The organism is Castellaniella sp. (assembly GCF_034675905.1).
Taxonomy (GTDB): Bacteria; Pseudomonadota; Gammaproteobacteria; order Burkholderiales; family Burkholderiaceae_B; genus Castellaniella.
In genome coordinates, this window is the sequence record NZ_JAUCCV010000002.1 from 451,056 (window position 1) to 469,787 (window position 18,732).

At 63.6% G+C, this 18,732-nt stretch carries 17 protein-coding genes; 7 read left to right on the forward strand and 10 right to left on the reverse strand.

The window, feature by feature from the left end; translation table 11 throughout:
• The first annotated feature begins 214 nt into the window (after window positions 1-214).
• On the forward strand, window positions 215-925 hold the full coding sequence (locus VDP79_RS03275; RefSeq protein ID WP_323016800.1) for a DeoR/GlpR family DNA-binding transcription regulator: 711 nt from the start codon (window positions 215-217) through the stop codon (window positions 923-925).
• Window positions 926-938: 13 nt separating this feature from the next.
• On the opposite strand, the gene VDP79_RS03280 is transcribed toward VDP79_RS03275, so the two are convergent.
• Window positions 939-1,760 carry a uracil-DNA glycosylase gene (locus VDP79_RS03280; protein ID WP_323016801.1) on the reverse strand — a complete coding sequence of 274 codons (822 nt, stop codon included), beginning with the start codon at window positions 1,758-1,760 and terminating at the stop codon, window positions 939-941.
• Complete coding sequence (tsaB, locus tag VDP79_RS03285; protein ID WP_323016802.1) at window positions 1,757-2,998, reverse strand: tRNA (adenosine(37)-N6)-threonylcarbamoyltransferase complex dimerization subunit type 1 TsaB; 1,242 nt, start codon at window positions 2,996-2,998, stop codon at window positions 1,757-1,759. The genes VDP79_RS03280 and tsaB overlap by 4 nt, the downstream gene beginning before the upstream one ends.
• Window positions 2,999-3,156: 158 nt before the next feature.
• Here tsaB and ompR point away from each other — a divergent pair, with 158 nt between their 5' ends.
• Genes ompR through VDP79_RS03300 form a run of 3 tightly spaced genes read left to right on the forward strand, consistent with a single transcriptional unit; the run spans window position 3,157 to window position 5,926 of the window.
• Complete coding sequence (gene ompR / locus VDP79_RS03290) at window positions 3,157-3,891, forward strand: two-component system response regulator OmpR (protein ID WP_323016803.1); 735 nt, start codon at window positions 3,157-3,159, stop codon at window positions 3,889-3,891.
• 48 nt (window positions 3,892-3,939) lie between these two features.
• The gene (locus VDP79_RS03295) at window positions 3,940-5,331 is read left to right on the forward strand and encodes an ATP-binding protein (RefSeq protein ID WP_323016804.1); all 1,392 of its coding nucleotides are present in this window, start codon (window positions 3,940-3,942) and stop codon (window positions 5,329-5,331) included.
• Window positions 5,332-5,377: 46 nt separating this feature from the next.
• Window positions 5,378-5,926: a peroxiredoxin gene (locus VDP79_RS03300; RefSeq protein WP_323016805.1), complete on the forward strand. Its 549-nt coding sequence runs from the start codon at window positions 5,378-5,380 to the stop codon at window positions 5,924-5,926.
• A gap of 55 nt (window positions 5,927-5,981) precedes the next feature.
• Here the strand turns inward: VDP79_RS03300 and ispF are convergent, their stop codons facing one another.
• The 6 genes from ispF to VDP79_RS03330 all read right to left on the reverse strand — a co-directional run bounded on the left by ispF (window position 5,982) and on the right by VDP79_RS03330 (window position 12,544).
• Window positions 5,982-6,473: a 2-C-methyl-D-erythritol 2,4-cyclodiphosphate synthase gene (ispF, locus tag VDP79_RS03305; protein ID WP_323016806.1), complete on the reverse strand. Its 492-nt coding sequence runs from the start codon at window positions 6,471-6,473 to the stop codon at window positions 5,982-5,984.
• Window positions 6,474-6,504: 31 nt separating this feature from the next.
• Entirely contained in the window at window positions 6,505-8,328 is a 1,824-nt protein-coding gene (glk, locus tag VDP79_RS03310; protein WP_323016807.1) for a glucokinase, read from the reverse strand.
• Window positions 8,325-9,428, reverse strand: coding sequence for a sn-glycerol-3-phosphate ABC transporter ATP-binding protein UgpC (locus VDP79_RS03315; RefSeq protein WP_323016808.1), 1,104 nt, complete (start codon window positions 9,426-9,428; stop codon window positions 8,325-8,327). The genes glk and VDP79_RS03315 overlap by 4 nt, the downstream gene beginning before the upstream one ends.
• 21 nt (window positions 9,429-9,449) lie before the next feature.
• Entirely contained in the window at window positions 9,450-10,340 is an 891-nt protein-coding gene (locus VDP79_RS03320) for a carbohydrate ABC transporter permease (protein ID WP_323016809.1), read from the reverse strand.
• The gene (locus VDP79_RS03325) at window positions 10,333-11,184 is read right to left on the reverse strand and encodes a sugar ABC transporter permease (RefSeq protein WP_323017005.1); all 852 of its coding nucleotides are present in this window, start codon (window positions 11,182-11,184) and stop codon (window positions 10,333-10,335) included. Before VDP79_RS03325 ends, VDP79_RS03320 begins: the two co-directional genes overlap by 8 nt.
• Window positions 11,185-11,287: 103 nt before the next feature.
• Window positions 11,288-12,544 carry an ABC transporter substrate-binding protein gene (locus VDP79_RS03330; RefSeq protein WP_323016810.1) on the reverse strand — a complete coding sequence of 419 codons (1,257 nt, stop codon included), beginning with the start codon at window positions 12,542-12,544 and terminating at the stop codon, window positions 11,288-11,290.
• Window positions 12,545-12,746: 202 nt separating this feature from the next.
• Here VDP79_RS03330 and zwf point away from each other — a divergent pair, with 202 nt between their 5' ends.
• From zwf to VDP79_RS03345, 3 genes are read left to right on the forward strand one after another with little or no spacing between them, the layout of a single operon-like run.
• Window positions 12,747-14,204 (forward strand): glucose-6-phosphate dehydrogenase, encoded by a 1,458-nt coding sequence (gene zwf, locus VDP79_RS03335; RefSeq protein WP_323016811.1) that lies wholly within the window; start codon window positions 12,747-12,749, stop codon window positions 14,202-14,204.
• Window positions 14,201-15,205, forward strand: coding sequence for a glucokinase (locus tag VDP79_RS03340; protein WP_323016812.1), 1,005 nt, complete (start codon window positions 14,201-14,203; stop codon window positions 15,203-15,205). The genes zwf and VDP79_RS03340 overlap by 4 nt, the downstream gene beginning before the upstream one ends.
• On the forward strand, window positions 15,202-15,879 hold the full coding sequence (locus tag VDP79_RS03345; protein ID WP_323016813.1) for a 6-phosphogluconolactonase: 678 nt from the start codon (window positions 15,202-15,204) through the stop codon (window positions 15,877-15,879). Before VDP79_RS03340 ends, VDP79_RS03345 begins: the two co-directional genes overlap by 4 nt.
• Before the next feature lie 32 nt (window positions 15,880-15,911).
• Here VDP79_RS03345 and edd read toward each other — a convergent pair whose 3' ends face one another.
• Together edd and VDP79_RS03355 are read right to left on the reverse strand one after the other, a co-directional pair.
• Window positions 15,912-17,729: a phosphogluconate dehydratase gene (gene edd / locus VDP79_RS03350; protein ID WP_416233035.1), complete on the reverse strand. Its 1,818-nt coding sequence runs from the start codon at window positions 17,727-17,729 to the stop codon at window positions 15,912-15,914.
• Window positions 17,730-17,857: 128 nt separating this feature from the next.
• Window positions 17,858-18,601, reverse strand: a complete 744-nt coding sequence (locus VDP79_RS03355; protein WP_323016814.1) for a 2-C-methyl-D-erythritol 4-phosphate cytidylyltransferase — start codon at window positions 18,599-18,601, stop codon at window positions 17,858-17,860.
• Window positions 18,602-18,732 lie beyond the last annotated feature (131 nt).

Here is an 18,732-nt window from a genome sequence, read left to right on the forward strand (position 1 = left end):
TGCGCCGCTGGCCGGTCAGGCCATCAGGCCAGCAACTGCCTGAGCAGCCGAGCGATAAAGTGCGGTGATTGTCGTCTCCTTGTGACCAGTGATTTATAATTAATGTGACTATCGAAACATATTTTTGTTTTGATCGTTTCATATTTTGATGCGGGCTGTCAAGGCCGCCAGACCACTTCCATCGGCTTGTGGATCGAACCCACCGGAGCATGCGATGAGCAAAACCAGCCGAAAAGACCAAAGACTTGCCAGGCTCGCCGCCTTGGTCGGCGCACACGAAGTGCTGCGGCTGCGCGACGCAGCTCAATTGCTGGGTGTATCGGAAATGACGGTCCGCCGCGATATGACAGAGGGCGAAACCGCGCTGCAGTGCCTGGGGGGCTATATCATTTCCAGCCAACCCCAGTCATCGGGCAGCGATTATGTGCTGGATCGGGAAAAGGACTCGCACGCAGCCGCCAAGGACCTGACCTGCCTGGCAGCCAGCCAGCTGATCGAAGCGCACGATACGGTCTTCATCGACTGCGGCACCACGACCCCCTACCTGGCCCAGCGTATCCCGCAAAACAGCCACATCACGGTTGTCTGCTATTCGCTCAACATCGCGGAGATCCTGGCCTCACGCACGGATGTGCGCTTGATTGTCCTGGGCGGGCTGTACCACCCCGAAGCCGCTTCTTTTTCGGGCGCAGAGGGCATCGCAACCCTAAAGCAGATCAATCTCAACAAAGCCTTCTTGTCCGCAGGCGGATTCGACGAACAGCACGGCGTCACCTGTTCGCACTTCCACGAAGTCCCCATCAAGCAGATGGTCCTGCAGCAGGCCATGAAAAAATATCTGGTGATCGATGGCAGCAAACACGGCAAGGTACGGGCAGCCTGCTTTGCCAGCGGCGAGGAGTTCGATGCGATTATTTCGCGCTGAACCAGCGCTGATGCTATTCAGCGCGCACCGTCTGCGCCAAACCCGCCAGATCGCGCCAGGCCTCGGCCTTCAAGGAAGACCGGACCAATAGCGACGCGGGCTGATGCGTGACCCAGACCGGGATGGCCGGGCCGCTGTCCGGCTGATAGCGGTGCGCCATGCCACGCAAGGCGTCCAGGTCGGCCGAACCGCCCAGCACGGCCTGGGCCGCCACGCGCCCCAAGGCCAAGATCCAGTGCGGCTGCACCAGGGCGATCTCGCGACGCAGATAAGGGATGCACGCGGCGACTTCCGCCGGATCGGGCTCGTGTCCGCCCGGCGCCCGGCATTTCACCACATAGGTGCCATAGCGGGCATCCGCATGCGGCAGACGCACGGCGGCCAGCATCGCGGTCAGCAAACGGCCTGAATCCCCCTGGAAAGGCTGGCCGGCGACTTCGTCGTCAATGCCCGGCTGCTCCGCCACGATCAGATAATAGGGGCGCTCCGCCTGGCCGGAACCCGGCACGGCACGCAAGCGTTGCTGATGCCGGGCGCATTGCTGACAGCCACGGATGACCTCGGCCAAGGCGGCCATATCTGCGTCATCCACCACGGGCGCCACCAGGGGAACCGTGTCGGGCGCCGGTGTCGAGCGCGGGCGCACGGCAGGCTGGTCCGGCGCGGGTGCACGGACGGCGGGCGCAGCAGGCGGCGCAGCCTTGGCGTGCGCCGGCGGTGCAATCGGCTCTTGGACGACGTCGGGGGCGGCGATAGGCTGAATCCGGACCCAATGCAGATCGAGCCCGATTTCCGCCAGCCAGGCAGCCTGGACGGGGCGCAGCTGGGGCTTCATGCCGGCGTCTCCTGGAAGGTCAAGGTCATGATCCAGGCGTCCTCGCGCACGCCATGGGCCGCCGGATAATAACCGCGCCTCAGGCCCAGCTGGCGAAAGCCATGCTGCTGATAAAACGTGATCGCCCGGGTATTGCTGGGGCGCACCTCCAGGGTCAGCGCCGGCAAACCTGCCTGATGGCAATGCGCCGCACAGCAGCGCAGCAGATCCGCGCCCACGCCCCGGCGCTGGCTATCGGGACGCACGCCGATGACCAGCAGATGCGCCATATCCGGCGTATCCATGACCAGGGCAAACCCCAGCATGGACCCCAGGCGGCGCACCACCCACCCCCGGTAGCCGGCGGCCAGCCCATCGACGAAATTCTGCCGCGTCCAGGGAAAGGACTGGACCTGCCGTTCGATGGCGGCGACCTCGTCCAGATCCGTCATGCCCATATCATGCACGGACCAGTGCGCCGCATCGGCCTGCGGGTTGCCGCCCAGCCCCTGGGCCCGTTCAACTGTGGTGTAGGCGACCTTGTCGCGCACATAGGCCGGCGCTGCCAGCGCCGCATCCAGCCTCTGCCCCTGCTGCCAGGCAAGAGCCGCCAGGCGGGCCACGGTCGCCGCATGCGCGCGAGCCGGCTCATCGCCTGCCGTCTCGACCGTCGCCCCCAAGGCCTGCAATTCATCCGCCAGGCCCTCGAACGCCGCCAAGGCATCGCCATGCACCGACCAACGGCTGCCGGCCTGCATGATCCAGGCGGCTGATTCGTCGGCAATCCAGGCCGTCACGTCGGCCCGGGCGATCAGGGCCGGGGCCTGCAGCGTCGTCCACTGGCCATCGGCACATCGATAGGCGGCGGCATAGATTTCGTTCATCCGGGCATCCTGCAGGACGACATGCACGCCCGGCGGATCTTCCCCCGCCTGCTGAAACGCCACGGCATGCAGAGAATCCACCGGCAGCACCGGGATATCCAGCGCCACGGCCAAGCCCTGCGAGACCCCGCAAGCCACCCGCAGGCCGGTAAAGCCCCCTGGCCCCTGGCCAAAAGCCACTGCCGACAGGTCGGTGCGGCTCAGGCCGGCTTCGGACAGCAATTGCCAAGCCAGCGGCAGGATGCGCTCGGCATGCTCCTGCCGCCCCTCGTGCTGCGCCGTGCGCAGGCGCACACGCCCCGCCGTCTGCGACAACAGCGCGACACTGCAAAGAGTGCTTGATGTTTCAAACGCTAGAATGTGAAAATTGTCCATGGCGCTGCTATTTTAATGGAGGAGCGTTTCTTGCTGAATCCGGCTATGCGCCTCTGTCTTCAGCCGGTCGCGCACCCTACATGACAACCAAACGCTTATTGTGTAATTTGTTGTGATAAGCGCTGGCACTGCTTTCTTGACCCTGTTACATTTTCCTCATGAACACACATAACCAGACCCTCACACGCAAGATCCTGATCGTCGATGACGATCCCCGTCTGCGCGACCTGCTGCGGCGTTATCTGTCCGAACAGGGGTTCAATGTCTACGTCGCCGAAGACGCAAAAGAGATGGCCAAGCTCTGGCAGCGGGAACACTTCGACTTGCTGGTGCTCGACCTGATGCTTCCCGGAGAAGACGGCCTGTCGATCTGCCGCCGCCTGCGGGGAAACCACGACAATACACCCATTATCATGCTGACCGCCAAGGCCGAGGAAATCGACCGCATCGTCGGCCTGGAAATGGGCGCCGACGACTATCTGACCAAACCCTTCAATCCTCGTGAACTGCTGGCTCGCGTCAATGCAATCCTGCGCCGCCGAGGCACCGAAGAACACCCTGGCGCTCCCAGTCAGGAAAACGAGTCCGTCGAATTCGGCCCCTACGTGCTGAATCTGTCCACCCGCACACTGATGAAACACGGCGAATCCGTCCCCATCACCACCGGCGAATTCTCCGTGCTGAAAGTCTTTGCGCGCCACCCCAAAGTCCCCCTGTCCCGCGACAAGCTGATGGAACTGGCCCGAGGCCGCGAATACGAGGCCTTTGACCGCAGCCTGGATGTCCAGATCTCACGTCTGCGCAAACTCATCGAACCCAACCCCTCCAAACCGGTTTTCATCCAGACGGTCTGGGGGCTGGGTTATGTCTTCGTCCCTGACGGCGGCCAATAATCGTCCCGTCGCCTGCGAGGCCAGTCCTCGCAGGCTCCCTCTCTTGTCATGACGCTCATCAAACGGCTTTGGCGCAGCATCCTGCCCCGGTTGCGCCTGGGGTTGTTCACCCGATCCTTCCTGCTGATCGCCCTGCTGATGATGATCAGCCTGGGCGCTTGGCTGCAGATCGTCTTCAACATCGAAGAAGGCCCCCGCGCCATGCAGCTGGCCCAGCGCATCGCCACCACGGTCAGCATCACGCGCTCCGCCCTGGTCTATGCGCCGCAAAAGGTACGCCCGGCCTTGCTGCTGGACCTGGCCACCAAAGAAAGCCTGCGGGTGCAGCCCCGTGAGGCCACGGACGTGCTGGAACCCCTGCCGCATACCACCTACTGGGACAACGTCTCGACGGAACTCCGCAACCGCCTGGGTTCGCAAACCGCCATGATGTGGGCGGTCAATCAGGTGCCAGGCATCTGGATCAGTTTCCACATCGACAACACGCTCTACTGGCTGGTGTTCGACCGCGACCAGCTGCGGCTGACCACAGGCCGCGAATGGCTGGGCTGGATTGCCGCATCCCTGATGCTGGCGCTGCTGGGGGCTGCCATCAGCGTGCGCTTCATCAATCATCCCCTGGCACAATTGGCCAAGGTCGCCCAGCAACTGGCGCGGGGGGAAACCCCCACCCCGCTGCTGGAAAAAGGGCCGCTGGAAATCCGCGACATGAACATCGCGTTCAATCGCATGGCCCGCGACCTGCGCCAAAATGAAGCGGATCGGGAAATCATGCTGGCAGGGATCTCGCACGATCTGCGCACCCCGCTGGCCCGTATCCGCCTGGAAATCGAAATGAGCCACATGAGCGACGAGGCCAGGCAGGCCATCGACGATGATCTGGCGCAGATCAATCACAGTATCGGCCAGCTGATGGAATACGCCCGCCCGGCCGGCCAGGTCCCCGAGACCGGCATCGACGTCTCCCGGGTGCTCCAGGATCTGCTGGAACGCGAACGCAGCCACACCGAATCCCTGGGCGGCGAACTGCAGGCCGGCATCGAACCTGGGCTGCAGGCGCGGATCAGCGCCAACGACCTGAAACGCATCGTCAGCAATCTGATTGAAAATGCCCGCCGTTACGGCCGCAGCGCCAGCGATGGCCGCGCCCGCATCACGCTGCGGGCCTACCAGATCGGCAATCTCCTGCGCATCGAGGTGCAAGATCAAGGCGTCGGCATTCCCCATGCCGACGTGCAGCGGCTGCTGCGCCCCTTTGCGCGGGGTGAATCGGCGCGCACCGGCGTCAGCGGCGCCGGGCTGGGCCTGTCCATCGTCGAACGCCTGCTGGGTCAGGTAGGCGGTAAATTCGAGCTGATTTCCCAGCCTGCGCAAGGCCTGTTGGCACGTATCGAAATCCCCAAGACCAAGGTGCGGCCCGCCGACAAGGCCATGGCGTAGAATGACAGGGCGGCCCGATTGGCCGTCCTTTCACTCAGGAGCCCCGATGAAAACCATAGGCGACAAGCTCGAGGCCTTCCGCGTCACCGGCGTCAAACCCGGATTCAATCAGCACGAGGAAAACGGCGTTTCAGCCTTCGAGGACATCACCGAATCATCCTTCCCCGGCAAATGGAAGGTCATCTACTTCTACCCCAAGGACTTCACCCAGGTCTGCCCGACCGAGATCATCGGCTTCAACGCCCTGGCGGATGCGTTCGAAGAACGCGAGGCCGTGCTGATGGGGGGGTCCACCGACAACGAATACGTCAAACTGGCCTGGCGGCGCGAGAACCCCGAGCTCAGCAAGCTGAACCACTACCAGTTCGGCGACACGGCAGGGGCGCTGATCGACCAACTGGGCATCCGCGAAAAATCCGAAGGCGTATCCCTGCGGGCGACCTTCATCGTCGATCCGGACAACCTGATCCAGCACGTCTCGGTGAATAATTTCAAAGTCGGCCGCAGCCCCGAAGAAACCCTGCGTATCCTGGATGCGCTGCTGACGGATGGCCTGTGCGCCTGCAATCGCACACTAGGCGGCGCCACGCTCTAGCAGGCCGCTACCGCGCATCTCCGGCCGCGATCTTCCGGCCGGGGATGCGCACGCATCAAGCCGCTGCCAGCAACACCACTGCGCTCGCGGCGATGCCTTCCCCGCGTCCCAGATAGCCCAGACCTTCGTTGGTCTTGGCCTTGATATTGACATCATCTGGTCCAATGCCCAGATCCTGGGCGATGCAGGCCGCCATCGCCATGGCATGCGGACCGATTTTAGGCGCCTGGGCATGGACGGTGGCATCCACATTGACCACGCCCCACCCTGCCTCGCGCGCCATGCGCGCGGCTTCGCGCAAAAACAAGCGGCTGTCGGCGCCGGCCCAACGAGGGTCCCGGTCGGAAAAATGGCGTCCGATATCCCCCAGGCCGGCAGCGCCCAACACGGCGTCCGTCACGGCGTGCAGCAGCACGTCGGCATCCGAATGGCCGGCCAGTCCGCGATCGTAGGGAATCGTCACTCCGCCGATGATCAGGGGGCGGCCTGCGACCAGCGCATGCAGATCATGGCCCTGCCCCACCCGAAAAGGAAAGCGATGTGTCATTGTCGTCTCTGCTGAATGTCAGCAGATGATTTTAGCCGGGATGTGGCGCCGGCTTCGGCCGGCGTGCCGCCATGTCCACCCCTACTGCCATCACGTCCAGCATCAGCAGCTGCAGAATACGCGGCACCATGGATAACTGCGCCGTGTCATTTGCGACGGAATCCACTGCCAGGCAGACATCGGCGCTTTGCGCCAGCGGCGAATCCGCCCGCGTGATGGCGATGACCGGCGCCGCACAGTCACGGGCGATGCTCACGGCTGCCAACAGATCCGTCTGATCCCCCATTTCCGAAATCGCCACGACGACAGCCTGTGCAGTCAATGCTCGGGCCGCCGCCTGTTCCAGCCGGGCGCTGGGATACGTGGCGGCTGGAATGCCCAGTCGCAAGAACTTGTCCTGCCCATCCAAGCCCACGATCCCCGCGCCATCGGCGCCGAAAATCTCGATCCGGTCCGCCGCCCGCAACAGACGGATGGCCTGGCCGACCGCCTGAGCATCCACCGTATCGCGCAAGCGCAAAATCGCCGATGCCGTATTGTCCAGCACCTTGGCCGAGAGATCGGGCATCCGGTCGCTGGCTTTGACCTGACTATGCTGCAGGGGAATGGAACTGCTGAGACCGGACGCCAGTTTGCGCTTGAAATCCAGCAGGCCGGGAAAGCCCAGCGCGCGGCAGAACCGGATGACCGTCGGCTGGCTGACGCCCGCATTGCGCGCAATCGTGGCAATCGGGTCCTGCACGAAACCATGCGGTTGCGCCAACAACAATTGAGCGACCCGCTTGCCTGCGGGGCTCATGCCCGGCAGCGCCCCTCGGATCCGATCCAGCAATACGGCATCGCCGCGCAGCAAGCGCAATTGCTGATCCAGGATCGCCGACACCCCCTTCAAGCTGAGATCCTGGCTAAGGACGAGATAGGTCGGAATCTGCCGCACGTAGGCGCTAAAGCGCCCCTTGTCCTCGAAGCGCTCTCGAAACGGCGACTGCGCCAGACGCTTGCCCAGTTGCGGGACCAGCCCCCCGCCGATGTAGATGCCCCCCGAAGCCCCCAAGGTCAATGCCAGATCGGCCGCCGCCGAACCCAGCATGCCGCAGAACGTATCCACGACATCGACGGCCAGCGCCTGCCCTGCCAAGGCCTGAGCAACGATGTCGGCAGCCTTGGGAGCGGCGGCGGGCGCCGCCTGTCCGGCCAACACCTGCCAGATCAGCTCCAAACCAGGCCCTGACAGCAGGCGTTCCGTCGAGACGTGACCAAACAGCGTCCAGGCATGCTGCAGAATCGTCAGTTCACGCGGATTGCCCGGCGCAAAACTGACGTGCCCACCCTCGCTGCCCAGCGTCACCCAATGGTCCGCGGCCGGAATCAGACCGGATACGCCCAGCCCGGACCCCGGCCCGATCAGCCCGATGACGCCCGGCTGCGGATCGCTGCCCGTGCCGATCCGCAAGCGGTCAGCCCGCCCCAAACGGGGCAGGGACATGGCCATGGCCGTGAAGTCATTGACGACCAGCAGCATGTCCAGGCCAAGCGCCCGACGGGTGGCTTCAATGGAAAAATGCCAGTCGCGGTTGGTCATGCGGACATCGTCGCCCTGCACCGGATTGGCGATGGCGATCACGGCATGACGCGGCCGCGCCCCTTGGATACCATCCAGATAGGCCGTCACCACCGCCAGCAGACTGTCGTAGTCCCGGCAATTCAGGGTGGCGCTTTGTTCCAGCTGCAAGGGGGCGGATTCCAGGGCAAAACGCGCATGCGTCACTCCGATGTCGGCCAGCAGCCGAACCCCGCCGGGATGCGGCGCGGCGGATTCCGGCGATGCGGCAGGCCCCGGATCAGCGGCGCTCATGCCACGCGCAAGCCGCTGGCCTGATCGAAATACACCGCCTTGGACAGATCGAATTGCAAAGCCATGGACGCGCCCGGTGCGACGGCATGATCCGGATGCACCCGGCAAGTCACGTCCTGGCCATTGATCGACACCAGCACCATCGTATCGGGGCCGGTGGGTTCGGTCAGCACAACCTGCAGACGCGCCACCGAATGGGGGTCATCATGACGGGCATGGGTGATCTGTTCCGGCCGGATACCCAGCAAGACAGACTGCCCAGCCTTGGACGCCAGCTGGTCCTGGGCCTGCGGCGCCACCGGCATCCAGTAATTGCCGCCGTCGGCATCCAGCCGCACGCCCAGCTTTCCGTCCTGCGCCTCGATCCGGGTATCGATCAGATTCATGGTAGGAGAACCCATGAATTCCGCCACGAAACGATTGGCGGGATTGTCGTAGATATCCTGCGGCGTGCCGAACTGCTGGACCTCGCCGCCCTTCATGACGGCGATTTTATCGCCCAGCGTCATGGCCTCGATCTGATCATGCGTCACATACACGATCGTGGTGCCCATGCGCTGATGCAGGCGCTTGATTTCAAGCCGCATCTCGATGCGCAAACGGGCGTCCAGATTGGACAGAGGCTCGTCGAACAGAAACAGGCTGGGGGCGCGGGCGATGGCGCGGCCCATGGCGACGCGCTGACGCTGCCCGCCCGACAGCTGCGAGGGGCGGCGGTCCAGCAGATGATCGATCTGCAGGATACGCGCCACGTCCTGAACGATGCGTTCGCGCTCGGCGCGCGGCACCTTGCGGATTTCCAGGCCAAAGGAAATATTGCGGGCCACCGACATATTGGGGTACAGGGCGTAGGACTGGAACATCATGGCGATGTCCCGGTCCTTGGGACCCAGATCATTGACGCGCTGCCCGCCGATCAGGATATCGCCCTCGTCCACGGGGTCCAGGCCGGCGATCATGGACAACAATGTCGATTTGCCGCAACCCGACGGCCCCACCAGGATCAGAAACTCCCCATCCTGGACATCCAGATCGATCCCTTTCAGGATCTCGTTGCCGTGATAAATCTTGCGCACATTGCGGATGGATAAGGAACCCACACCAGCTCTCCCTTGTAAGGCTTAGCCTTTGACTGCGCCGGCGGTCAGGCCGCGCACGAAATACTTCCCCGCCACGACATACACCAGCAAGGTCGGCAGCGCGGCAAAGATCGCGCCCGCCATATCGACGTTGTATTCCTTGACCCCGGTGGACGTATTGACCAGATTGTTCAGCGCCACCATCAGCGGCTGGCGTTCACCGGACGAAAAAACCACCCCGAACAGAAAATCATTCCAGACCTGGGTGAACTGCCAGATGATGCTGACCACGATGATCGGCCCGGACAAAGGCAGGATGATCGAGAAGAAAATCCGCCAGAAACCGGCTCCGTCGATACGGGCGACCTTGACCAGGTCATCGGGAACGGCCACATAGTAATTACGAAAAAACAGCGTCGTGAATGCAATGCCATACACCACGTGCACGAACACCAGCCCCGTCAGGCTGCTGGCGATGCCCAGCGTGCCCAGCGTGCGGGCCATGGGCAGCAGAATGACCTGAAAAGGAATGAAGCAGCCGATCAGCAGCATGCCGAAAAACAGATTGCTGCCACGAAAGCGCCATTTCGTCAGCACATAGCCATTCAGCGCGCCGATGGCGGTCGAAATCAGCACAGCAGGCACTGCAAACCGCACGGAATTCCAGAAATAGCCCTGCAGGCCCTGGCAACGCACGCCTGTACAGGCCGAGGACCAGGCCTTGGACCAGGGCTCCAGCGTCGGGTCGGATGGCAGGGCCAGCAGATTGCCGGTCCGGATTTCCGCCAGGCTTTTGAAAGATGTGACGATCATCACGTACAGCGGCGCCAGGTAATACAGACAGACCAGCCCCAGCAGACCGTAGATCAGCCAGCGCCCCCAACGGGCGGACCAGGGCGAACGAACAGCCCCGACATGCGCGACATCAGCCATGGACGGGCCTCCGCAATTCGGAATAGATCAAGGGCACCAGAATCGCCGCTACCGTCGCCAGCATCATGACCGCGCTGGCGGCGCCCAGTCCGATCTGGTTGCGGGTAAAGGCAAAGGTATACATGAAGACGGCCGGTAGATCGGTTGCCAGCCCCGGCCCGCCATTGGTCAGTGCGACCACCAGGTCGAAGCTTTTGATGGCGATGTGCATCAGAATCATGAGCGAGGAAAAGAATACGGGCCGCAGACTGGGCAGCACGATCCTGCGGTAGATGGTGGGCATGGACGCGCCATCCACCCGGGCGGCCCGGATGATGGATTCGTCCATCCCGCGCAGACCGGCCAGAAACAGCGCCATCACGAACCCTGATGACTGCCAGACGGCAGCGATCACCACGGTGTAGATCGCCCGATCCGGGTCCACCAGCCAATCAAAGCGAAAGGACGTCCAGCCCAGATCCCGCACCACGTGCTGCAGCCCCAGATCCGGATTCAGCATCCAGCGCCAGGCCGTGCCTGTCACAATGAACGACAAGGCCATCGGATACATATAGATGGCGCGGATGGCGCCTTCGGCACGGATGCGCTGATCCAGGAAAATGGCCAGCAGCAGCCCCACCGCCAGGCACAGACCGACGAACAAGCCGCCGAAAATTGCCAGGTTTTTCAGGGCCAGCCACCAGCGATCATTGCTGAACAGCGCCACGTACTGCGCCAGCCCTGCGAAGTCATAGCGTGGCAACAGCCGCGAGGGCGTCAAGGACAGCACCACGGTCCACAGCATGTAGCCGTAGATGAACAGCAGCATGATGACGATGCTGGGCGACAGCACCAGCCGGGGCATCCAGGTTTCCAGGCCTTGCCCCAGGCGGGCCAGCACCCGCCTGCCGCCCAGCGAATGCCGGGCGTCTGCTGCCATGTCCAAACTTCGTTCCATGCCCTTGACCTTATTGAACCTGAGCCGCACGGGCCAGTTGTTCCACTGCCGTGTCTACCGAGGCATCCGCTGCATTGAAGAACTGGGTCACGACATCCTGCATGGCGCCCGTTGTGGCGGCCGGTACGGCCATCTGGTGAGCGATGCTGGGCACCAGCGTGCCGGCCTTGGCGGCTTCTTGGAAGTCTTGGGCTGATTTCAGGGCGCAGGCGTCAAATCCGGTCAGATCCATGTCCGTACGCACGGGGATCGATCCTTTGGCCAGATTGAAGACCTTTTGGAACGCCGGACTGAGCACGGCGGACGCCAGCACCTGTTGCCCCTTTGTGACGTCAGGGACATCCTGCTTGAACATCACCAGGCTGTCGACGTTGAAGGTAAATGAGCCCTGGGACCCCGGCGCCGCCACGCATTCATAATCCTTGCCCGGCGCCTTGCCCGCCTGGGTGAACTCACCCTTGGCCCAGTCGCCCATCAGCTGCATGGCCGCCTTGCCGTTGATCACCATATTGGTCGCCTGATTCCAGTCGCGATTGGGGGAATCCGGATCGATATCCGCCCGCAAGGACCCGAACACCTGAAAAGCGCGCTTCATGGTGTCGCTGCGCAAAGCCTGCTGATCGAGCTTGACCATGGACTGACGGTAGAAGTCTGCACCACCCACCCCCAGCACGACCGATTCAAAGACGGTGAAGTCCTGCCATGGCTGACCGCCGTGGGCCAGGGGAATATAGCCGGCCGCGCGAATTTTCTTTGCGGCTGCGGGAAATTCATCCCAGGTGCGCGGGACTTCTACGCCTGCGGCTTTGAAGACGGCCGGGTTGACCCACATCCAATTGACCCGATGCACATTGACCGGCACAGCCACATAGTGGCCGTCATATTTCATGATGTCGGCCACCGCCTTGGGCAGCATATGGTCCCATTTTTCGATCTTGGCCACCGGATCCAGATTCAGCAGTACGCCTTCCGCACCCCATTCCTGGATGCTGGGCCCTTTGATCTGGGCGGCAGCCGGGGGATCCCCCGACACGACACGGGTTTTCAGCACCGTCATGGCGTTTTCGCCCCCGCCACCGGCAACGGCGAAATCCTTCCAGGTATAGCCCTTGGATTCCATGATGGATTTCAGTTGGGCGGCGGCCTTGGCCTCGCCGCCGGAAGTCCACCAGTGCAGCACTTCGATATTGGTGGCGCTGGCCGCCGTGCCGCCGAGCAGCAGGCATCCCAGGATGCTGATACGCAGGGCTTGCATCTTGAATTTCATAGGACTCCTCCGTTTAAGGAATTTAGTTTGACTACATATTAATGATTTTTTGAACCGCCAGTACCTATGGATATCCCTAATAATCCTTACTATCTTCATAAAACCCTGGGAAATTGCCACTCGATATAAATGTATTTTTACTACATAATAAAGACCTGACGACTTTATCCACTGATCTTCGCTCCAGGGAGCGGCTCCTATCATGAACGGTTCTCCTGACACTGATTTCATCCTCTTCGGCGGCACGGGCGATCTGGCCCGGCGCAAGCTGCTGCCAGCCTTGCTGAGCCTGCACAGCCAGGGATTGCTGGGGCCGCACACGCGGATTTTTTCCGTCGCGCACAGCCCCGGCGACGACGACGCCTACCGCCGCAGCCTGTCCCAGACACTGCCGCATCCAGACAGTCCGCCAGACGTATGGACCGCTTTTGAAAAACGGCTGCACTACGTCTCGCTGGACGCCCGCCAACCGGCGGCCTTCGCCGCCCTGGCATCCCGGCTGACGACCGGCAGGCCGCGCGTGTTCTATCTCTCTACGGCTCCATCCCTGTTTGCGGCAATCTGCAAAGGCTTGCACACGCATGACCTGATCCGCCCGGACAGCCGGATCGCCGTCGAAAAGCCGCTGGGCCACGACCTGGGCTCGTCCCAAGCCATCAATAATGAAATCGGCGGATACTTCCAGGAACAGCAGATCTACCGTGTCGATCACTACCTGGGCAAGGAATCCGTGCAGAATCTGCTGGCGCTGCGCTTTGGCAATGTGCTGCTCGAACCGCTGTGGCGCCGCGAATGGGTGCGCGACGTCCAGATCACGGTGGCCGAGCAGGAAGGCATCGGCACCCGCGGCAATTTCTATGACAATACGGGCGCCCTGCGCGATATGGTGCAAAGCCACCTGCTGCAGTTGCTGGCCATTCTTGCCATGGAACCGCCCCCCAGCACCCAAGCCGACGCCGTGCGTGACGAAAAGCTCAAAGTGCTGGCCGCCCTGGAACCCCTGCAGGATTCCGCAGTGCTGACCCACACCGTGCGCGGCCAATATCTGGGCGACACCACCCAGACCGCGTATCGGGATGAAGCCGGCGTCAGGCCGGCCAGTCCCGTCGAGACCTACGTCGCGCTGACCGCTCGCATCAACAACTGGCGCTGGGCTGGAGTGCCGTTTTTTCTGCGCACCGGCAAACGCCTGAGCCGACGCCTAGCGGAAATCGTCGTGACCTTCCGCGACGTGCCCACGTCGATTTTCGACACCCCCGTGGCCGGACTGCAGGCCAACCGCCTGGTGATCCGCATGCAGCCACAGGAAACCATGACGCTGCACCTGATGGCCAAATCCGCCGGCGACGGCATGCGCCTGCAGCCCGTGGCGCTGAACCTGGACTACGCCAAATCCTTTCAGCACCGCCAGCAGGACGCCTACGAACGGCTGATCAGCGACATCCTGAAAGGCAAGCTGACGCTATTCGTGCGCCGCGACGAGCAGGAAGCCGCCTGGCGCTGGGTCGAGCCCATTCTGCACGCCTGGAACCACATCGACCAGCCCGTCCAACCCTACGCCAGCGGTTCCTGGGGGCCAGCAGCCGCCGAAGCCATGCTGGCCCGCCACGGCCTGTATTGGCACACCGGCCTGGACCCTGAAACCCTGACCACACCATGATGCATACTGTTTTATCCACCTCTCCCGACACCTCCTATCCGCGTCTCGTCGGAGACATCGGCGGCACCAATGCCCGATTCGCCATGATCCTGGGAGCGGGCCAGCCGATGGTGGCCGCCCAGACGCTGGCCTGTGCAGACTATCCGGGGCCCGCCGAAGCCATTGCCGCTTACCTGGCGGACACGCGCCTGCCGGCGCCCCGCTGGTGCGCCTTCGGCATCGCCAATCCGGTGTCGGGCGATCTGGTGCGCATGACCAATCATCACTGGCAATTCTCGATTGCGGCCCTGCGTGACGCCCTGGGGCTGGATGTGCTGCAAGTGGTCAACGACTTCACCGCCCTGGCCATGGCCATCCCCGCCCTGCTCCCCGGCGATGTACGCCAGGTGGGCGACGGCGCGGCGCGCAGCGGCGCCGCCATCGGCCTGGTCGGCCCCGGTACGGGTCTGGGTATTTCCGGCCTGATTCCCTGTCAAGGCGACTACACGCCGCTGGCAGGCGAAGGCGGACACATCACGCTGGCGGCCAGCAACCGCGAAGAAGCCGCCCTGATCGATTGGGTGGGCAACGCCTACGGACACGTCTCCGCCGAACGGCTGATCTCCGGCCAGGGCCTGGAAAACCTGTACCTGGCCCACGCATCCCTGGCCGGTCGTACCGTCGCCCCCCTGAGCGCTGCCCGGATCAGCGAGCAGGCGCTGCAAGGCAGCGACGCACTCTGCGTCCAGTCACTGAACAGCCTGTGCGCCTTCCTGGGCACGGTGGCCGCCAACCTGGCCCTGATCCTGGGCGCCCAAGGCGGCTTGTATATCGGCGGCGGCATCGTCCCCAAGCTGGGGCGGTTTTTCGACCAATCCCCCTTCCGCACCCGGTTCGAGGACAAAGGCCGCTTTCAAGGCTACCTGAGCCAGATCCCGACCCTGGTCATCCAGGCTCGACACCCCGCCTTGCTGGGCGCCGCCCGCGCCCTGACCCGCCAAGCACAGGAATCCGGTCTATGACCCTGCCCATCTGGCACCTGACGGCATCCCCGCAGGAACAGGCCCACGCATTGGCGCAGCTCATCACCCGCGATCTGCGGGTTGCGCTGCATCAGCGCGGCACCGCCCGCCTGGCGGTCTCGGGCGGACGCTCGCCTGTGCCGCTGCTGGAGGCCCTGTCCCGCAGCCCGCTGCCCTGGTCCGACATCACGGTCATGCTGGTGGATGAACGCTGCGTCCCGCCCACATCGCCGGACAGCAACGAGGCCCTGATCCGGCAGCATCTGCTGCATCGGGCCGCCGCCCTGGCGCGCTTTTCACCCCCCAAGCCGGGTCCGATCGACCCGCCGGCCGCTCTGGACGTGCTGGTGCTGGGCATGGGCGCGGACGGGCATACCGCATCCCTGTTCCCCGACGACCCGGCACTGGATCAGGCGCTGGACCTGAAACAGCCGCCAGCCTATCTGGCCGTCCAGCCGGTTTCATCCCCCTGGCGCCGCCTGACCTTGAACCTGAGCGCCATTGTCCAGGCAGAACGCATCTATGTCGCCATCGCAGGCGCCGCCAAACGCCGGGTGCTGGAGCAGGCCCTGTTGGCGGGGCCGTCCAGGCCGCCGATCGGCGTGGTGCTGGCGGCCAGCGCCGCCCGCGCCGGACTGCACTGGTGCCCCGAGCCGGACCAGGCTGCCCCTTAGTTGCAAGCGGCAGATCCCGGCCTGGCTGCCTATCAGGACCACTGAAAGAAGCAGGCCCCCTGTTCAGCGCCCACGGCATGGGCGCGTGCAACGCTAAACAGTTCCCGACCTACCCCCCAGGACGATGCGTGGCGATCAGGCGCTGCAGCTTCCCGATCCTGCCAGGCGGGATCGCCCAGGACATCCAGCGTGCCGGTTCGCGCATCGACCCGGATCAGATCGCCATCCCGCACCCGCGCCAGCGGGCCGCCGGCGCCCGCCTCGGGCGACACATGAATCGCGGCGGGAATCTTGCCCGACGCGCCGGACATGCGGCCATCCGTCACGAGTGCGACATGATGCCCCATGGACTGCAAGACGGACAGCGCCGGGGTCAGCTTGTGCAATTCCGGCATGCCGTTGGCTTGCGGCCCTTGAAAGCGCACCACGGCAACAAAATCCTGTTCCAGTTCTCCGCGCTGAAACGCGTCCAACAACGCCGTCTGGCTGTCGAAGACACGGGCGGGCGCTTCGACCACCTGATGCTCGGGCGCCACGGCGGATGACTTGATCACCGCACGGCCCAGATTGCCACGCAGCAGCTTCAGACCGCCATCCGGGCTGAAAGGATCGTCCGGGCCGCGCAGCACCGACACATCTGCCGATGTCTGCGGCCCGTCCTCCCAGGCCAACTGCCGATCACGCAGCACAGGGACTTTCACATAGGCATCCAGGCCGCGGCCCATGATGGTGACGACGTCCTCGTGCAGCAGCCCCCCCTGACGCAGGCCGCGGATCAGGAAGGCCATCCCCCCGGCCGCATGAAACTGGTTCACATCCGCCGCCCCATTGGGATAGACGCGGGCCAGCAGCGGCACCACCGCCGACAGTTCGGAAAAATCATTCCAGTCGATCAAAATCCCGGCGGCCCTGGCCACCGCCACCAGATGCATGGTGTGGTTGGTGGAACCTCCCGTCGCCAGCAGGCCGACGATGCCGTTGACCAGCGTGCGTTCGCTGATGATGTCGGCGATCGGCGTGAAATGATCCCCTCCGGCGGCCAGCCCCAGGGCGTGCCGGGCGGCCTCGCGGGTCAGGGCTTCCCGCAGCGCCGTGCCGGGCGGCACGAACGACGCCCCCGGCAGGTGCAGGCCCATGATCTCCATCAGCATCTGATTGGAATTGGCCGTGCCATAAAACGTGCAGGTGCCGGGCGCATGATAGGCGCGCAGTTCGGATTCCAGCAGCGCCGCGCGATCCACCTCGCCTTTGGCGTACCGTTGGCGGACCTTGGCCTTTTCATCGTTGGAAATCCCCGAGGGCATGGGGCCGGCGGGAACGAACACAACCGGCAGATGGCCGAACGTCAGCGCGCCGATCAGCAGCCCCGGCACAATCTTGTCGCACACACCCAGACAGACAGCCGCATCGAACATCTGATGGCTGAGCGCAATCGCAGTGGACATGGCGATGACGTCCCGCGAAAACAGACTCAATTCCATGCCCGCCTGGCCTTGGGTAATGCCGTCGCACATCGCCGGAACGCCGCCTGCGAACTGGGCGCTGCCCCCTGCCCCGAAGGCGGCCTGCTTGATCCAGTCTGGATAACGCCCCAGCGGCTGGTGCGCCGACAGCATGTCGTTGTAGGCCGACACGATCGCCAGATTAGGACGCTCGGTCGCCGCCAGGCGGGATTTGCTGTCTACCGGTTCAGCCGCCACGGCATGGGCCAGATTCGTACAGCCCAGGATGCTGCGCTGAGTGCGATGCCCATAAGCCTCTCGGGTGCGCTCGAGATAGCGTTCCCGTGTGGCGCGGCTGCGCTCGATGATGCGGTCGGTAACGAACTGGACGGTAGGATGCGGGATCACGACGGTCTCCTGAAAAGGCGTGGGAGACCAGTATAGGCGTATTTCTAGCTAAACTACATTTTTCTTAAGAAGAATGAATTCTATTAATCAAAAGTAGTTGAATTACTTTTTGAAGAGGAGGTTCAACCTTATTCCGCTTGCCCTCGCAAGCAGGACTCGAACCACTCGAAATCCTCGGGCCAGGTCAGTTTGTCGTTTCTGCGACTGCCCGGCACCAGCAAGGGCGGAAGACCGCCCGACAGTTCCACCGCAGATGCCTCGTCAGTTACCCGGTCATCGGTCGCGCAAGCATCCAGCGCGGCGATCAGCGCCCCGGCGCGAAACATCTGCGGCGTCTGCGCCAGCCACAGGCGGTCTCGCGGCAAGGTTCGCTCGACGGCATCCAGCGGCGGCGGGGATGATGCTGTGTCCTGCCTGGCCGACGACGCCACGGGCATCGCACATTTGACAGTATCGGCCACAGGCAGGGCCAGCAAACCGCCCCGATCCTGCCACAGGCAGGTATCGATCAGCTGCGCCAGCACCGACGCCGGCAAGCCGGGGCGCGCCGCATCATGAACCAGCACCCAGACGCCCGGCGCCAAGCCGGCATCCTGCAGCGCCGCCCGCACGGTCGCGGCCCGCGTCGGCCCGCCGCAAGGCCGCCACACGGTGCGCGGCAAACCCGCTAAAGCCTGCGCCACCCAAGGGTCATCCGCCGCCACAGCGACCCGGACTTCCGCCACCCGCGGATCGGCCAGCAAGGCCAGAACGGCCCGGCGCAGCATGGGTTCGCCTTGCAGCAGGCGGTATTGCTTGGGCACGCCGTCGGCGCAGCCCGCACGGGCGCCGATGCCGGCAGCCGGCACGATGGCAATCAGGGAAGGCTTCATAGAGGCGAATTTTAGCCGAGCCGCCCTGCGACTGGAAAAGTAGTAAATAGATCAAAAACCATGTAATAACGTCTTATTTCCCTCACATTATGTAGAATAGCTACATTCAATGGCTGCGGGTCCGGCATCCG